The following is a 13,257-nucleotide window of genomic DNA, read 5'->3' on the forward strand; positions in this document are numbered from 1 at the left end:
CACAGGGCTACCTGATCGGTATGGGTTCAATGGGCGCAGTGTAGGATCGGTGCTTTTGACCGTCTACCTTCATGGTTGTTGATCGACTATTTTAATATTTATATTCCGTCCAAATTAATGATTCGACTGCGTCTATCTTTTATTTTCGCGGTTTGGGTTCGATGTGGTGGGGCTTCAGTAGGGCCTTTCTGCTGTGCTCATTGAGTGCATTCCCCGCCGGGGTGATGAGCGCCCAAAGGGGACGGCTAGCCCCATAAGTTGTTGCAGATCCGCTTTACGGCGGCGTCGGCTGCTCGACGATCAAATAGGTCGGGATCGAACGTACCTCCCGCCCACTCAAGTGAGCGGCGGCCTTCTTCACTGCTTGGCTGCTGGATGCTGTCCAGGAAGTGCTGATAGCCCGGCACTCCGCCGACATCCTCAGGTGGGCAGGCGCGGGCGCCATCGAGTACCTCGCACCAGCTGCCTGTGAAGTCGCTGAGCTCAATGGCCTCCACAGCAATCACGTGCTGCCAGCTATCACCGAAGTCGTAGAGATAGCGCAGGCGGTCCGCTTCTTTCAACACGCGTCGCAGTTTGGTTTTGCGGTCATCCAGCGCGTCGTCATGCATGTCCATGAATTCAGCATCCAACGGCATGAAGCGCCTGATGCCATCGCTGCGACGTCGTGCAGATGGCTGCTATGCCAGCCAAAGGCAGCTTGGATGAAATGGTGCAGCTTGCGCAGCGTGCAGTCGCCGGTCACGCGGAGGCGCCGCCATATCGGTGGGTTGAAGTGAAGCGGTTCCAGTTGGATATGCAGGGTGTACAGCAAGGGTTGGGTGGCCATGTGAATTGCGTCAGTTCAGTTGTGCTGCCAGGGTTGTAGACCATCTAGAGGGCGTGCACGATCTTCAGGGTTGCATAGCTGATGCCGATTCTTCGCAGCAACTTGGTGCTGGCATGTAGAGTGGTCTACTGGAAGATCTGGCCTTTGCCCGTCAGCAGAATTTTGCTTGGCTCCCTGGATATTGATCTCCAGGTGAGGATCGCTGCCCTGGCCGATGATCGTCATGCTCTTGTTGGCAAAGTCTTCCAGCAAGAGAAGAGGGCTTGCGACATCTCATGCACTTCAATTTTGTTAAGGCTGTTCATCAGGGTCGGCTCCCTGTTCATTGGATGAATCTGTCTCGTTGGCAGGAGATGCACAATCCTGCTGTCGCTGAAGAAAAGACAGGCGCTGGTCGAAGGTTAAATCGGCATTTGTTTTAGCATTCTGAGAATTAATTTGGTCGCTGGGGGTTGAGTCAGTATCGACCTTGTCTTTTACTGCTTTCTTGTATGACAAAAAAGCATCCTTTACTAAGCCTTTCTTGCTCAGGGAGTTGTCAATAAAGTTGTCGGCCATAAAAGAAAAGAGCGGGTATTTTTTATTGATATATGATTGAAGTCTCTGCTCGCAGTCTCGGATTACATCTTCTTTAGATTTCCAAGTCGAGCCTTCTTTGATGGGGCCTGATTGTATGTATCTAAAGAGCTCGATGTAGGCATCTTCTCTTATGGCTTTTCCAGCCTCTCCACCTTTAATGCGGCCGTTGTAGGGCGCATTTATAGTTTCCATGCATGCGCGCCACCCATCAAATCGACCAAGCTCATGTGCCGATCTCATGGCAAGTAATCCAGCGGCACCATGATTGCCTTTATAGTACTCCTGCTCTGCTCCAATATGGTAAAGCATTGCATAGAAAAAACGCTCTTTTAACTCGGTGCTTCCGGATTGACGAAAATCAGCGGTCCAGCAGCGAATAATTTTTTTCTCATCAATAATTCCGTCTTCTTTGAAAAGCTTTCTGCACTCCCTTTCAAAATGAGAAAAAATATCCTCCCGCCAATAGTTGTTAAAAACATTACGCAACTCAATCGCAATCTGTTTAAGCCCAGCGTTGAGTCCGAGCGACTTTATTGAGTTTATAGGCTCGTAAGCATACATGCGGATAACCTCGGTTTGGCATGCTGAAAAAGTTATTAAAGAAAAAGCCAGAGGCAGCGAGTGCATGGCTTTGGGTCAATATAGTGCTGCGGTCTGGATAAATCAATTTAGAAGTATGATCTTTGCCTTGCCTTCAGTAATGATTCGTATCAGTCTGTCATTTTCAAGCTTATCGTAAATCAGCTCTAAGTATTTTGGGTCTCCCCTCAGTCCGGAAGGGCAGTGTCGGCCAATATATGTTCTGTCAAATCTTCTGGAGCTGTCTTCATCATATTTCGACCTTAGCCATGCGTGCAGCTCACTTGCATCATTTTCCAGTTTCGCTTCTGGACTAAACATTCTTTCGAATTGACGAGAGAACCAATATCCCAGCTCGATTGAAGCCCGCATGGTGGTTTCAGAAACGTCGCCTTCGCGTCCTTCAAATACGTGAAAATTTACTGCAAGCCTAAGCATAACTTCCGCAAGCTTTGAAGCATGATCTGGTGCCCAAGCATAACGCCCACCTTCCAGCATTTGTTTTTCTATTTCATTCCGGGTTTCTATCCATATTGCGGTAGCTCGATCTGACAAGCGAATTTCTTCACGGGCAAAATTGCCGCGAGAGAATTTTTCTACATAGGATTTATAAAGCTCAACGGTCCTAGCTCTAAACCGTTCGCAAGCCGACCAGGTCTGCTCAGCCCCATCAAAAATTCTAGTACCTTGCGTGCTTTTAGAGTTGATAAATAAGCACCTTGCAAAAAAACCAGTCCCCCTTGCGGCCTCGCCCCGTTTGTTTTCGAAACTTTTCAGGGCGGATGGCTGAATCATTAAGCAAAGAGAAACCCTTACATCCGACAGGTAGTATGATTCTCGAGAGGCTCGCTCAACCCTTACGCCATCGCCACCCATAATTGCATTTAATTTGTCGAAGTGGTGGAAAGCGCTGCTATTCATTATTCCTGATGCCTCGCTCGATATCCATCCAGCGGACTGTAATCCACCATTCATATTTCCATACAGGGCTGGCTCTGTGGTGTCCTCGTAAAGAAAGCCGAGCTTCATCGGTTCTTTTGGTTCTTTTAAATAATGATCGGATATGACCTCTATTATGTCGTCAGTATTTGCGCCGTCTTTTACTAAGCTTCTTAGCTCGGATTTATGGGCTTTTAAAATTTCCGACCATATTGCGTGCGCGTGTTTAAATTTCTTTAATTCCAAATCTCTATTGGCTAGAATTTCTTTTTGATAATTAAATAAGCCCCCTCCCATTTTATTTAAATACGGCGTTTTGCCCACTCCGGAACCGGCACTCACTATCAGCGGTAGTGATGTTGGGCATATCTGTCCAAGTGGTGACCGTGCATCGTGTAGTCCTTGAACAGACAATGATATAAAGGAAATCGCTGTGCCAAGTGCTAGATCTTTTGGGTTTTTAATATTTCTGAAGCACTCATCAATTGCCTCTGAAGTAATTTCAAAGGGTAGAGCCGGTATTGGGTCATCAATCAAGTGCCTATTGCTTGCCTCTTTTGGTCCGAGTGGATGATGGTCCCAGGACGGCTGGGGTGCGGCCCTCTTATAGTCGATCATCGAGCCTCCATTTTTTTCATCTCAACAAATTTAACGACCTCGCGTAGATCCCAGCCCACTGCGTAGCCTCCAATTTTGAATGGTTTTGGAAAGTCGGGATCGAACCACTTTGATTTCGGATCAACCCTCGAGTAAATCGTTGACCTGCTTATTCCAAGCATGTCTTGCAATCGCTTCACGCGAATGACCCTCAGTTCCTCGTCGTCAAATTTTTCTTTCATAGGGCGTCTCCTCAAGAAGCCCTAAGTTATCTATTTGGCGATCAAGAATTAGTGCGAGCGCTGAACGTTATTTATTTTTAAGCGGTAGGCTTGATTTTCTGTCTGGATTCTGGTTTGCATCTGGGTGTGTCGTTGCATGTGATGGATTAGTCTCGGGGTCTTGGGTTAATCGCGCGTGAAATGCCCCTATGGCCTCAGCCGAGTCGGCTGGCTAAGTGCTTGCGCGTTTAGGTCGATATCACGCGTTGGGGGGGGGTACCGACAAGCCATTACTAAATTGGTCAGTGCGCGTCCGGCGTAACTTTTAGAGGGGAGGGCATCAGTCAGTGCTCTGTCGCGTGAGGAGCGTTAATGCCTGAGTGCAAAATCACCTGGATGCTCACCACAGAGTGGCCGCAGGAAAGCACCTTGGTTGGCTCCGCTGGTACGAGCGTTGCGCCAGAAATCCAACTGTCAACATGGCTGTTGTCGTCGTCACAGATACTGTTTTTTATAGCGCCACCCCCAGCTACCTGCTTCCTCAGCTTCTTATGAAGCTGAGGAAGCAAGTAGCTGGCAGTCATTCACTTAATGAAATTTCAATTCGTCATTTTTTTGACAACACATAACTGCCATGACATCAGCACCAAGGAGGTTCGTTCCATGTCATTGCAGTGCCCCCGCTGTCACTCCCCCAAAGTCGCTTCTTTCCATCACGCCATGAAAGCCGGCGCAGCCATCGGCGCTGTCGGTGGCCTCGCACGTGGTATCAGTGCTGCTCTGGCAGGCGGCAAGGCCGGTGCAGCACTCGGCCTAATCGCCGGCCCTGTCGGTATCACACTTGGCTCGGTATCCGGCGCCATTCTCGGCGGCCTGGCCGGAAGCGTCGGCGGCTGTGCGATCGGTGCTCAACTCGGCGAGTCGCTCGACCGTCACGTCCTGGCTCACAATCTCTGCCTGCTCTGCGGTCACCGCTTCAACCTGCCGACCTGATTCGGCTGCCTTCATCTCTCATTCGTCTCTGATTGCCGGTGCTGCGCCATGCGCGGCGCTTTATGCCGGCCTGCACCCAAAGGAAATTCGTCATGGCTCATCAAATCGAACAAATGGCGTACGTTGGCGCTACTCCGTGGCACGGCCTGGGCAACAACCTGCCACAGAAACAGCCCATCGAAGTCTGGCAACGCGAAGCCGGCATGGACTGGCAGATCCTGGAAAGCCCAGTGCACTTCAAGTCGGACGCCATCGGCCATCTGGGCGCGATCCACTCCTTCCCCGAACAGAAGGTGCTCTACCGTTCGGATACCAAGGCACCGCTGTCGGTGGTCTCGCAGCGTTATCACACCGTTCAGCCGCGCGAGGTGCTGGAGTTCTACCGAGATCTGACCGAGGTCTCAGGCTACGAGTTGGAAACCGCTGGCGTTCTTAAGGGCGGGCGCAAGTTCTGGGCGCTGGCACGTACCGGCCAGGGCGCTGCGATCAAAGGTAACGACCAGGTGAATGGCTATCTGCTGTTGGCCACTTCCTGCGACGGCACTCTGGCCACCACAGCAACGCCCACCACCATCCGCGTGGTCTGCAACAACACGCTGACCATCGCTTTGGACGGCACCAGCCGTGCGATCAAGGTGCCGCACAGCACCCGTTTCGATGGCGATCTGGTCAAGAAGCAGCTGGGTATCGCCATCTCGCAGTGGGATGACTTCATGTACCGCATGCGCCACCTGGCTGAACGCAAAGTGCAGTGGCATGAGGCGCTGGGCTTCTTTATGAACGTGATGTGCGACACCGGCCCGACCGGTGCTCTGCCGGAGCAACTGCCTAACGAACGCGCTCTGCGCAAAGTGCAGGAGCTGTACGAAGGTCGTGGTCGCGGCAGCCAGCTGGACTCGGCACGTGGCACCGCCTGGGGTCTGCTCAATGCCGTGACCGAGTACGTCGATCACGAGCGCCGGGCACGCAGCACGGAGTACCGCCTCGACTCTGCCTGGTTCGGCCAGGGCGCACAGATCAAGCAACGCGCTCTCGATACTGCCCTGCAACTGGTCGCCTGAACTTATACCTACTCCACCCCATAACGCCCGACCCGCTTTGTTGCAGATCGGGCGTTTCTATTTCTGCAAGGTGAACGCTATGAAAGCTACTTCATTGAATCGCAGCATCAGCAAAACCCGTCCGGCTCTGCGCCTGGTCAGCACCAAGGAGCTGCCGCGCGAGGACTGGCTACAGATACGTAAGCAAGGCATCGGCAGCTCGGATGCAGCTGCGGCCGTTGGCCTCAACCCTTACAAGTCGCAGCTGGAGCTCTGGCTGGAAAAGACCGGTCGTGATGGTGGCCTGCCGAAGGCTGATCCGCACGATGAGGAAAGCCCGATGTACTGGGGCAACGTCCTGGAGCCCATCGTGGCCTGGCATTACAGCAAGCGCACCAAGAACAAGGTACGTCGCATCAATGCCGTGCTGCAGCACCCGGATCCGGAGCTGCCCTGGATGCTGGCCAACATCGACCGCGAGGTGATCGGGGTCGACGATGTGCAGATCCTCGAATGCAAGACAGCCGGCATAAACGGGGCACGCCTCTGGAAAGAGGGCGTGCCTGAGTATGTGCAGCTGCAGGTGATGCACCAGCTCGCCGTAACCGGCAAGCAGGCGGCGGATGTGGCGGTACTTCTGGGTGGCCAGACACTGGAGATCCACCGCATCGAGCGGGACGAGCAGATGATCGCTCGCCTGATCGAGCTGGAGCGTAAGTTCTGGCACTACGTGGAGACTGATACGCCGCCTCCTGCTGATGGCACAGCTTCCGCTGAATCAGCCCTGCGCTGCCTCTACCCGGAGGACAACGGCCGGGTCGTCGACTTCAGCGGACAGGCCGGACTGGCCGCAGCCTTTATTGAATTGAAGGCCGTTCGCCAGTCGATTGCCGACAAGGAAAAGCGTGAGGCCGAGCTCAAGCAGATGCTGCAGCAGGCCATGGGCGAGGCCAGCCGTGCGGAGTTTTCCAGCGGCTACGTCAGCTGGCGCAAGGCCAAGGACAGCATCGGTCTCGATGTCGCTCAGTTGCTTAAGGACAAGCCCTACCTGCAGGCCAAGTACCCACTGCTGAAACATGGTGCTCGACGCTTCCTCGTCGGCTGAAACCCAACTCCTCCAACTCTTCCATCCCCTTGGCCAGTCCATGCAGTGACCGCTGCATGGCTGGCCTTTTTTCATTTCTAGGAGACACACCATGCTCAAAGGTCTGGCTATCACTCCGCCGGTACTCGGGCGGATTTCCATCGGCAAGGTCATCGAGAAGAACGGCAAGCGACTTCCGGAGAAGGATGACCAATTCACCATCACGTCCCAGGTGCAGGGAAAGGACGGATGGCTGCTGCACCCGCTCAATGACGAGCTGCGTCAGGGCAAGGACGACAAGCTGCGCAGCATTCCGGTACGCCTTCTGTTCAACGAGCCGGAGCTGAATTTCCGCGCTGACTACACGCTGTTTGACCGGCAGTCCGGACGTCCGATCTGCGTCGGCAATGGCGAGTCTTGCAGGCGGGTTACCCAAGACGGTCTGCAGTCGCTGCCATGCCCGTCGCCGGATGCCTGCCCACTGGCCAAAGGCGGTGCCTGCAAACCCTATGGTCGGCTGAATGTGCTGATAGGTGATGACGATCCGCTAGGCAGCTTTGTGTTTCGCACCACCGGCTTCAACAGCATCCGCACCCTCGCTGCACGACTGCATTACTTCCAGGCCATATCAGGCAACCGCCTGGCATGCCTGCCGCTGGAACTGCGGCTGCGTGGCAAGTCAACTCGCCAGAGCCATGGCACACCGATCTTCTACGCCGATCTGACGGTACGCAGCGGCATGGACATGGCTGAAGCACTGGTGACAGCCAGCGAACTCGATTCGCGACGGCTGGCTGCGGGCTTCGATCAAGCGGCTTTGGACGAGGCAGCAAGACGTGGCTTCGGCAATGGTGCCTTCGAGGACAGCGAGGAGGATGCCAGCGCCATCGTGGAAGAGTTCTACCCCGAGGGTGAAGCACCAGCTGCAGTGATTTCATCTCACCCCAGCCCCAGCAAATCCAGCCTGGCTGAAAAGCTTGATGCACAGGCTGCTCGTCAAACCCCACCCACAGACCGAGACCAAGGAGGCCGCCATGCGCCTGCACAAGCTGAAAGCCAGTGACACGACCGGCACCTACCTGGTCGAGTCGCCGGTGACGGAAAACGACATCCTGCTGATGGCCAAGCAACTGGCCAGCCTGCGTCTGCGCAAAGGCCGTGAACTGACTTCACCGAAGGAAGTGTTCAGCCACCTGCAAGCACTGCTGGCCGGATACGAGCATGAGGTGTTCGCACTGCTCATGCTCGATAGCAGGCACCGGGTGATCGCATTTGAGGAGGTGTTTCGAGGGACCCTAGACAGCGCCAGCGTCTACCCACGGGAAGTCGTGAAGATCGCCTTGGAACACAACGCAGCCGCAATCATCCTGGTGCACAACCACCCCTCAGGTGATCCCGAGCCCAGCCAGGCGGATCGCAATCTCACCACGAAACTGCAGGACGCACTGAATCTGGTCGGAGTCAGAACGCTCGATCACGTTGTGGTAGGCCTGGAGGATTGTGTGTCGCTGGCTGAGCGCGGCTACCTATAAGGAGGTGCCAATGAAACTGCTGTTAAGGACTCTTGCCTCGGCATTCATGTTTGCCGGTATCTTGGCCGGTTGTCTGGCGATATTGCTGCTGGTGATTCTGATGGTGCGGTTTCCAGCATTGTTGATTGCTTTGGTGCTGGCGTGCTGGATCTACCGGAAGCAGAAAGTAAGAATGAACCCTTGAGCGTTGAGCCAGCGTGGGTAGTCGAAAGACTGCCTGCAATGGCTCTCACTTTTTCTTTTGCCCTGGTAGCTAACGCTTACCTGCTGCCTTGTAAGCTGTACTTCGTTCACGCTTGCTCACTGCGACCACCATCACAACCACCCGATCATCTTCGACCCGATATACCAATCGATAGCTTGCTGTTCGGAGCTTGATCTTGTAGTGCCCAGGCAGATCCCTGAGGGCATCAGCCTGTACCTTTGGTGCTTCCAGCCGCTCACCCAGTTTTTTCTTTGCCTGCTCACGCACCGTATGACCCAGCTTCTCCCATTCCTTCAGCGCTGAGGGCAGGAATTCGAGCTTATAGGTCATCCAGGTTTACCGGCACACCCTTCTCACCGGAGCGTACGTTAACGACATCGATCAGATCCAGATCGTCCAGACGTTCCAGCATCTGCTCGTACAGCTCGGCGGGCACCATGTACCCCATCACGCGGTTATGATTGAGAACGGCGACCGGCATGCCCCCAGCACCAGCCATGACGCCAGTGGGGTTTTTCTTCAGCTCAGAAACGCTCACGGCAACGTCAGCCAAAACACTCTGCATACCATAGCTCCTTTTTTAGGTCTTTATTTTGGTCTTAAGGTGCATAGCATAGCAAGGCATCCCCATGAGCAATCTTCCGAATGGCAGGAGGATGCGTCCAGTTTTGAGCATCCGCCAATCTGACAGCACCGATAGCCCTTAGGCCTTTCATCCAGCTGTGAGTCTATGGGGATTGTGCTGACCGCTTGCTACCCCCGACTGGTATCGAAACTCCGCTGACGGTCACCAAAATACTTGGTCGCTTTCTTACACAGGTAGCTGGCTCGGAAGAACAGTTCATGGAGCTCATCAACCTTATCTCGACGGATTTCTCGATTGATAAAGTACTCAGGGTTCGGTGGTCTGTTAACCAACCCCCCAACCTGATCGATTGATAATCCAAGTACACTTGCCCAAGACTCTTCAATTCGTCTGAACATATTGATCTTTTCCGATCGTAATAAGCCTAATTTGTAGTATGCGTCGCGATTTAAAAGAATCAACAGATGATAGTGCAGTCTACCTCCCTGGCCGATCTCTCTCGACCAGACGTACCGCACTTTGCAACCACGTGAGTAGCCGCGCTCAGCCACCCGATTCTGGTGGTACTTGATCTTTTTTGTAAATGACTCAAAGAACTTGGTTATGACCTTGTTCGTGTATGCATAGTCAGGTAGTTTAATTTTTTTAGGTACGTAAAGATCCACTCTGAAAGCCAGGATCCTCGAGTAATCAGTCAGAGCCAAGTCGATAGTATGCTTGAGGGCGGAGAGGCTCTCTCGAATGAAAGGCCCCTTGTCACGCATTAGTTGGAAGCCTTCAAACGTGTCATCGTAGTGCAGGTGGAGGTTTTTATTATCAGGGTGTCTGAGTGGGTGGTGCGGTAAGGTATTAGTGTCGTTGAGCATGGTCATGAGCTCTATGGTTTAACTCATACTCAATAGGTGATTATTAATTTAAAAAATTCAATGGGCTGGATTGAGATTGGTCAATTGTGTTGTTGGGTTTTGGTGTTGTAAGGGGTTATTAATAAACATAATACTTGTGCCGCAATGTGTGGTGTATGAATTACGCGGCATTGCCTTATGTTTTTAATGTAAAGTAAAAGTATTTTCATGATTTTAACTCCGAGTGTGGTTTCGGAATTAAATTATCTGCGCTAAGAGCTTTTTGGGGTTGGGGTGTCCTTGTAAGGCTAAGTATTAGCTACGTAGTATGGACAACTTTTCCCAGGTATTGACCAAGAGCTAACCAAGCTTCTGCCATTTCCTTGCTATAGCTGTGGCGTTGGTAGATTCGTTTAACTTTATTTTCCTCGGTATGGTTGAGGCAGCGCTCCGCCACTTCTGGTAATACGCCGAGCGCCGTCATGATCGTGGCCCCAGTTCGCCTAAGATCATGAGGAGTCCACTTTCCACCAGGGAGTAGCAGCGCCTGAGCATTCGCGCTTCTATTGCTCAGAGTCCCCTGGCCATGCATGCGTTGCCGATCACCAAGTTGTTTGGTTACTGTCTTTGAACAGACTGGTCCGCTGTTTTGGACGTTGGGATAGCACCACTCACTAGCAGTAGTGAATGCCCTGACTCTTTTGAACTGTTTGATGGCGAAAGGTGAGAGGGTTATGTTGTGGGCCTTGCCATTCTTGCTGTGATCGGCGGGAATGTGCCAGTTTGCTTTTTCAAGATCGACGTTTTCCCATCGTGCGTTCAGCAGCTCACCAATGCGGCAGCAGGTCGATAAAGCAATCCAGATTGCAGCCTCTGAGGATGGAAGCAGGCCAGCCTCAGGGGCGAGCTTTGCTAATGTGCGGATTTCCTCTTCGCTCAAAACGCGATCACGCTCGACCTCTTTGCCGCCTATCTTGGCTTTGCGAATGCTCGAAGTGGGGTCGTGATCAATTAGGTCACGATCTACGGCGAACCTGAACATTTGTCGCATCAGACTGAAAATCATCTTCGCCATGCGATTAACGCCACGCGAGAGCAACGCATCAGTAACTTCTGTGATGTGACCTTTTTTCACGTCTTCGACTGCCAGCTTGCCGAGATAAGGCAAGACATCCTTTTCGAACATTCGGCGAACTTCTGCGCCGCCATCCTTGCGGTTGATTAAGTCGACCTTGGCCCAGTGCTCGAACAAATGCTGGACGGTTTTTCTGGCTGCTTGTCGGGATTTGGCTTCCTCCAGTGCTGCTTGCTCCGCAGCAATCCGTGCAAGCTCGGCGTCGCGCGCTGCCACACGAGCAGCTTCCTCGGCTTCCAGATGCTCCTTCAAATCCCTGACTCCAGACTTATGGAGTCCTGCAAGCTCCTTCGCTCGCTGTCCTGCCTCTGCCAGGGTCATTGTGCCTTCGCTACCATCGCGGCTGTAGGTACCTATAGGGAAGGTGATGCGTTCACTGCTGCTATTTGTGTAGCGGAAATAAAAGAGTCGCTCGCCGCTGGGGGTTATTCGAGCTACCAGACTGCCATGCCCCCAGATGGCGACTTCGCTGAGCCACTTGTCGCTTGCGCCAGGTTTAGCCGTCATCTGGCGGTCTGTAATCTTGGCCATTCGCTCAGTTTTCCCGTTGCCAATTGGTTGCCAATTGAGATTCTCTGGTTGCCAATTCGTTGCCAATTGAGATTGGCTTTGACTGAATCGCTTCGAGCTATTTTGGACGATAAATTGGCTGCGGGCCAGTAGATTCAAGGGTTTAGAGAGGGAGGCTTGGATTGGCCTGGACAAGCTCGGAAGGGTTATTACCTGTATGGGGTGCAAGGGGTAGAGTGTTCGAATCACTCCGTCCCGACCAAAATCCATAAAAAATCCAACCACTTTCTAGTGGTTGGATTTTTTATGGGCTGGATATTTTCTGTTCTTCGAATCTTTCCTGCTTTTTATCCCGCCAAAGATCGGTAGCTTTAACGAGACTCTTTCATCGAGTCATGCACGTCATGATTCTCTTGCGATTGGGTGCCAGCCATTGCAGCCTGGGGGACGGCTGTGGCCCAGGGAGTGAAAATCCTCCTGGACGCTGTCCTGTTCGGCGAGATCCTCGACGCTGCCGACCTGCCCGCTGGTGTGTTCAACCTGATGAGCGGCGGCGCTAGCGGGCCGCGGGAGTGGAGGGAGCACCCACAACAGTCATAGCCGTTTCTGCATACTCACGGCGCAGGCGCGATACCAACTCCGACACCGGGGGAACATCGTCAATCAGATCGACGCCCTGGCCGGCGCTCCAGATGTCCCGCCATGCCTTCAGGCCATTCGGCAGGTTTGGAGTGCGCGGGGCGCGTAGTGGTGGCAGGTCGTCCGGGTCAAGCCCAACTCGGGTGATGGCGCCTTTCAGGAATGTAGCAACGACTCCGGATAGTCGGTCAGTCACCACGACATCCGACATCCGTTGCGACACCAGTAGAGACTTGTAGTCTTCGCCGGCCAGCGACTCTCGCGTCGCCGCGAAGCGGGTGCCCATATAGGCGAAGTCCGCTCCCAGTACTTCTGCGGCATGGATCCCCCGGCCATCGGAAATGGTCCCAGCCAGCAGCACGCCGCCATCCCATATCTTGCGGATGGCCGGTACCAGTGCGAAAGGATTGGCTATTCCGGTATGCCCGCCGGCGCCAGCCGTAAGCACGATCAGCCCGTCCACACCCGCGTCCATGGCCTTATGCGCATGTCGTAAGGTCGCTACGTCGTGGAAGACCAGGCCGCCATAGCGCTGGACCCGCTCGACCACATCGCCTGGTGCGCCAAAGCTGGTAATCACGATAGGGGGGGCGAAGCGCTGGATCAGCTCGAGAGTTGCCTGAAAGCGAGCGGAGTGCACATCCTGCACCACCAGGTTCAATGCCCAGGGTGCGAACCGGTGATCTCCCGTTTGGCGGGCGAGGGTGGCTTCGCGCTCGATGTGCTCCAGCCACGAACTGAGTTGTTCGACGCTTCGCGCATTGCCCGCCGGCAGGCTGCCGACCACCCCGGCGCGGCAGCAGGCGAGCAGCAATTCGGTACCCGAAACGAGGAACATCGGTGCCGCCACCACGGGCAGCGCCAGCTTGGATTTGAGGGCCTTGATCCGTGCCGTGCTCATGTCGTGCCTCAAAAAAACCACAGGCCACTGACGTGGCCTGTGG

General features: G+C 53.8%; 16 protein-coding genes. 6 read left to right on the plus strand and 10 right to left on the minus strand.

All coding sequences use genetic code 11. The features are described from left to right. Positions 1-245: 245 nt before the first annotated feature. From OU419_RS10780 to OU419_RS10800, 5 genes are all read right to left on the minus strand, one after another. Entirely contained in the window at positions 246-617 is a 372-nt protein-coding gene (locus tag OU419_RS10780; protein WP_254472149.1) for a plasmid pRiA4b ORF-3 family protein, read from the minus strand. Further along, positions 560-829, minus strand: coding sequence for a plasmid pRiA4b ORF-3 family protein (locus OU419_RS10785; protein WP_254472150.1), 270 nt, complete (start codon positions 827-829; stop codon positions 560-562). Before OU419_RS10785 ends, OU419_RS10780 begins: the two co-directional genes overlap by 58 nt. Before the next feature lie 291 nt (positions 830-1,120). Then, positions 1,121-1,969 (minus strand): hypothetical protein, encoded by an 849-nt coding sequence (locus OU419_RS10790; protein WP_254472151.1) that lies wholly within the window; start codon positions 1,967-1,969, stop codon positions 1,121-1,123. A gap of 102 nt (positions 1,970-2,071) precedes the next feature. Next, the gene (locus OU419_RS10795; RefSeq protein WP_254472152.1) at positions 2,072-3,544 is read right to left on the minus strand and encodes a YfjI family protein; all 1,473 of its coding nucleotides are present in this window, start codon (positions 3,542-3,544) and stop codon (positions 2,072-2,074) included. Continuing rightward, on the minus strand, positions 3,541-3,765 hold the full coding sequence (locus tag OU419_RS10800) for a helix-turn-helix transcriptional regulator (RefSeq protein WP_125861717.1): 225 nt from the start codon (positions 3,763-3,765) through the stop codon (positions 3,541-3,543). Before OU419_RS10800 ends, OU419_RS10795 begins: the two co-directional genes overlap by 4 nt. Positions 3,766-4,464: 699 nt before the next feature. Here OU419_RS10800 and OU419_RS10805 point away from each other — a divergent pair. From OU419_RS10805 to OU419_RS10830, 6 genes are all read left to right on the plus strand, one after another. After that, a complete protein-coding gene (locus OU419_RS10805; protein WP_254472211.1) occupies positions 4,465-4,737 on the plus strand; it encodes a hypothetical protein in 273 nt (90 codons plus the stop codon). Between the two features lie 92 nt (positions 4,738-4,829). Continuing rightward, on the plus strand, positions 4,830-5,798 hold the full coding sequence (locus OU419_RS10810; protein ID WP_254472153.1) for a DUF932 domain-containing protein: 969 nt from the start codon (positions 4,830-4,832) through the stop codon (positions 5,796-5,798). Between the two features lie 79 nt (positions 5,799-5,877). Then, positions 5,878-6,882: a YqaJ viral recombinase family nuclease gene (locus OU419_RS10815; protein WP_254472212.1), complete on the plus strand. Its 1,005-nt coding sequence runs from the start codon at positions 5,878-5,880 to the stop codon at positions 6,880-6,882. Between the two features lie 91 nt (positions 6,883-6,973). Beyond that, entirely contained in the window at positions 6,974-7,924 is a 951-nt protein-coding gene (locus OU419_RS10820; RefSeq protein WP_254472154.1) for a recombination directionality factor, read from the plus strand. Then, entirely contained in the window at positions 7,896-8,393 is a 498-nt protein-coding gene (radC, locus tag OU419_RS10825; RefSeq protein WP_254472155.1) for a RadC family protein, read from the plus strand. The genes OU419_RS10820 and radC overlap by 29 nt, the downstream gene beginning before the upstream one ends. A 10-nt stretch (positions 8,394-8,403) precedes the next feature. After that, positions 8,404-8,577, plus strand: a complete 174-nt coding sequence (locus tag OU419_RS10830) for a hypothetical protein (protein WP_254472156.1) — start codon at positions 8,404-8,406, stop codon at positions 8,575-8,577. 69 nt (positions 8,578-8,646) lie between these two features. Here the strand turns inward: OU419_RS10830 and OU419_RS10835 are convergent, their stop codons facing one another. The 5 genes from OU419_RS10835 to OU419_RS10855 form a co-directional block, all read right to left on the minus strand. Continuing rightward, a complete protein-coding gene (locus OU419_RS10835; protein ID WP_254472157.1) occupies positions 8,647-8,928 on the minus strand; it encodes a type II toxin-antitoxin system RelE family toxin in 282 nt (93 codons plus the stop codon). Next, the gene (locus tag OU419_RS10840; RefSeq protein ID WP_254472158.1) at positions 8,918-9,163 is read right to left on the minus strand and encodes a type II toxin-antitoxin system Phd/YefM family antitoxin; all 246 of its coding nucleotides are present in this window, start codon (positions 9,161-9,163) and stop codon (positions 8,918-8,920) included. The genes OU419_RS10835 and OU419_RS10840 overlap by 11 nt, the downstream gene beginning before the upstream one ends. Positions 9,164-9,351: 188 nt before the next feature. Continuing rightward, positions 9,352-10,050 carry an inovirus Gp2 family protein gene (locus OU419_RS10845; protein WP_254472159.1) on the minus strand — a complete coding sequence of 233 codons (699 nt, stop codon included), beginning with the start codon at positions 10,048-10,050 and terminating at the stop codon, positions 9,352-9,354. A gap of 298 nt (positions 10,051-10,348) precedes the next feature. After that, positions 10,349-11,695, minus strand: coding sequence for a site-specific integrase (locus OU419_RS10850; protein ID WP_254472160.1), 1,347 nt, complete (start codon positions 11,693-11,695; stop codon positions 10,349-10,351). Positions 11,696-12,230: 535 nt separating this feature from the next. After that, positions 12,231-13,214 (minus strand): NAD(P)H-dependent flavin oxidoreductase, encoded by a 984-nt coding sequence (locus OU419_RS10855; RefSeq protein ID WP_254472161.1) that lies wholly within the window; start codon positions 13,212-13,214, stop codon positions 12,231-12,233. Between the last annotated feature and the right edge of the window lie 43 nt (positions 13,215-13,257).

The organism is Pseudomonas triclosanedens, from assembly GCF_026686735.1.
In the GTDB taxonomy this organism is placed as follows: Bacteria; Pseudomonadota; Gammaproteobacteria; order Pseudomonadales; family Pseudomonadaceae; genus Pseudomonas; species Pseudomonas triclosanedens.

Coding starts and splice junctions, on each gene's coding strand:
- OU419_RS10780 (WP_254472149.1), bottom strand. CDS start 617: ATGGACATGCATGACGACGCGCTGGATGACCGCAAAACCAAACTGCGA.
- OU419_RS10785 (WP_254472150.1), bottom strand. CDS start 829: ATGGCCACCCAACCCTTGCTGTACACCCTGCATATCCAACTGGAACCG.
- OU419_RS10790 (WP_254472151.1), bottom strand. CDS start 1,969: ATGTATGCTTACGAGCCTATAAACTCAATAAAGTCGCTCGGACTCAAC.
- OU419_RS10795 (WP_254472152.1), bottom strand. CDS start 3,544: ATGATCGACTATAAGAGGGCCGCACCCCAGCCGTCCTGGGACCATCAT.
- OU419_RS10800 (WP_125861717.1), bottom strand. CDS start 3,765: ATGAAAGAAAAATTTGACGACGAGGAACTGAGGGTCATTCGCGTGAAG.
- OU419_RS10805 (WP_254472211.1), top strand. CDS start 4,465: ATGAAAGCCGGCGCAGCCATCGGCGCTGTCGGTGGCCTCGCACGTGGT.
- OU419_RS10810 (WP_254472153.1), top strand. CDS start 4,830: ATGGCTCATCAAATCGAACAAATGGCGTACGTTGGCGCTACTCCGTGG.
- OU419_RS10815 (WP_254472212.1), top strand. CDS start 5,878: ATGAAAGCTACTTCATTGAATCGCAGCATCAGCAAAACCCGTCCGGCT.
- OU419_RS10820 (WP_254472154.1), top strand. CDS start 6,974: ATGCTCAAAGGTCTGGCTATCACTCCGCCGGTACTCGGGCGGATTTCC.
- radC (WP_254472155.1), top strand. CDS start 7,896: ATGCGCCTGCACAAGCTGAAAGCCAGTGACACGACCGGCACCTACCTG.
- OU419_RS10830 (WP_254472156.1), top strand. CDS start 8,404: ATGAAACTGCTGTTAAGGACTCTTGCCTCGGCATTCATGTTTGCCGGT.
- OU419_RS10835 (WP_254472157.1), bottom strand. CDS start 8,928: ATGACCTATAAGCTCGAATTCCTGCCCTCAGCGCTGAAGGAATGGGAG.
- OU419_RS10840 (WP_254472158.1), bottom strand. CDS start 9,163: ATGCAGAGTGTTTTGGCTGACGTTGCCGTGAGCGTTTCTGAGCTGAAG.
- OU419_RS10845 (WP_254472159.1), bottom strand. CDS start 10,050: ATGCTCAACGACACTAATACCTTACCGCACCACCCACTCAGACACCCT.
- OU419_RS10850 (WP_254472160.1), bottom strand. CDS start 11,695: ATGGCCAAGATTACAGACCGCCAGATGACGGCTAAACCTGGCGCAAGC.
- OU419_RS10855 (WP_254472161.1), bottom strand. CDS start 13,214: ATGAGCACGGCACGGATCAAGGCCCTCAAATCCAAGCTGGCGCTGCCC.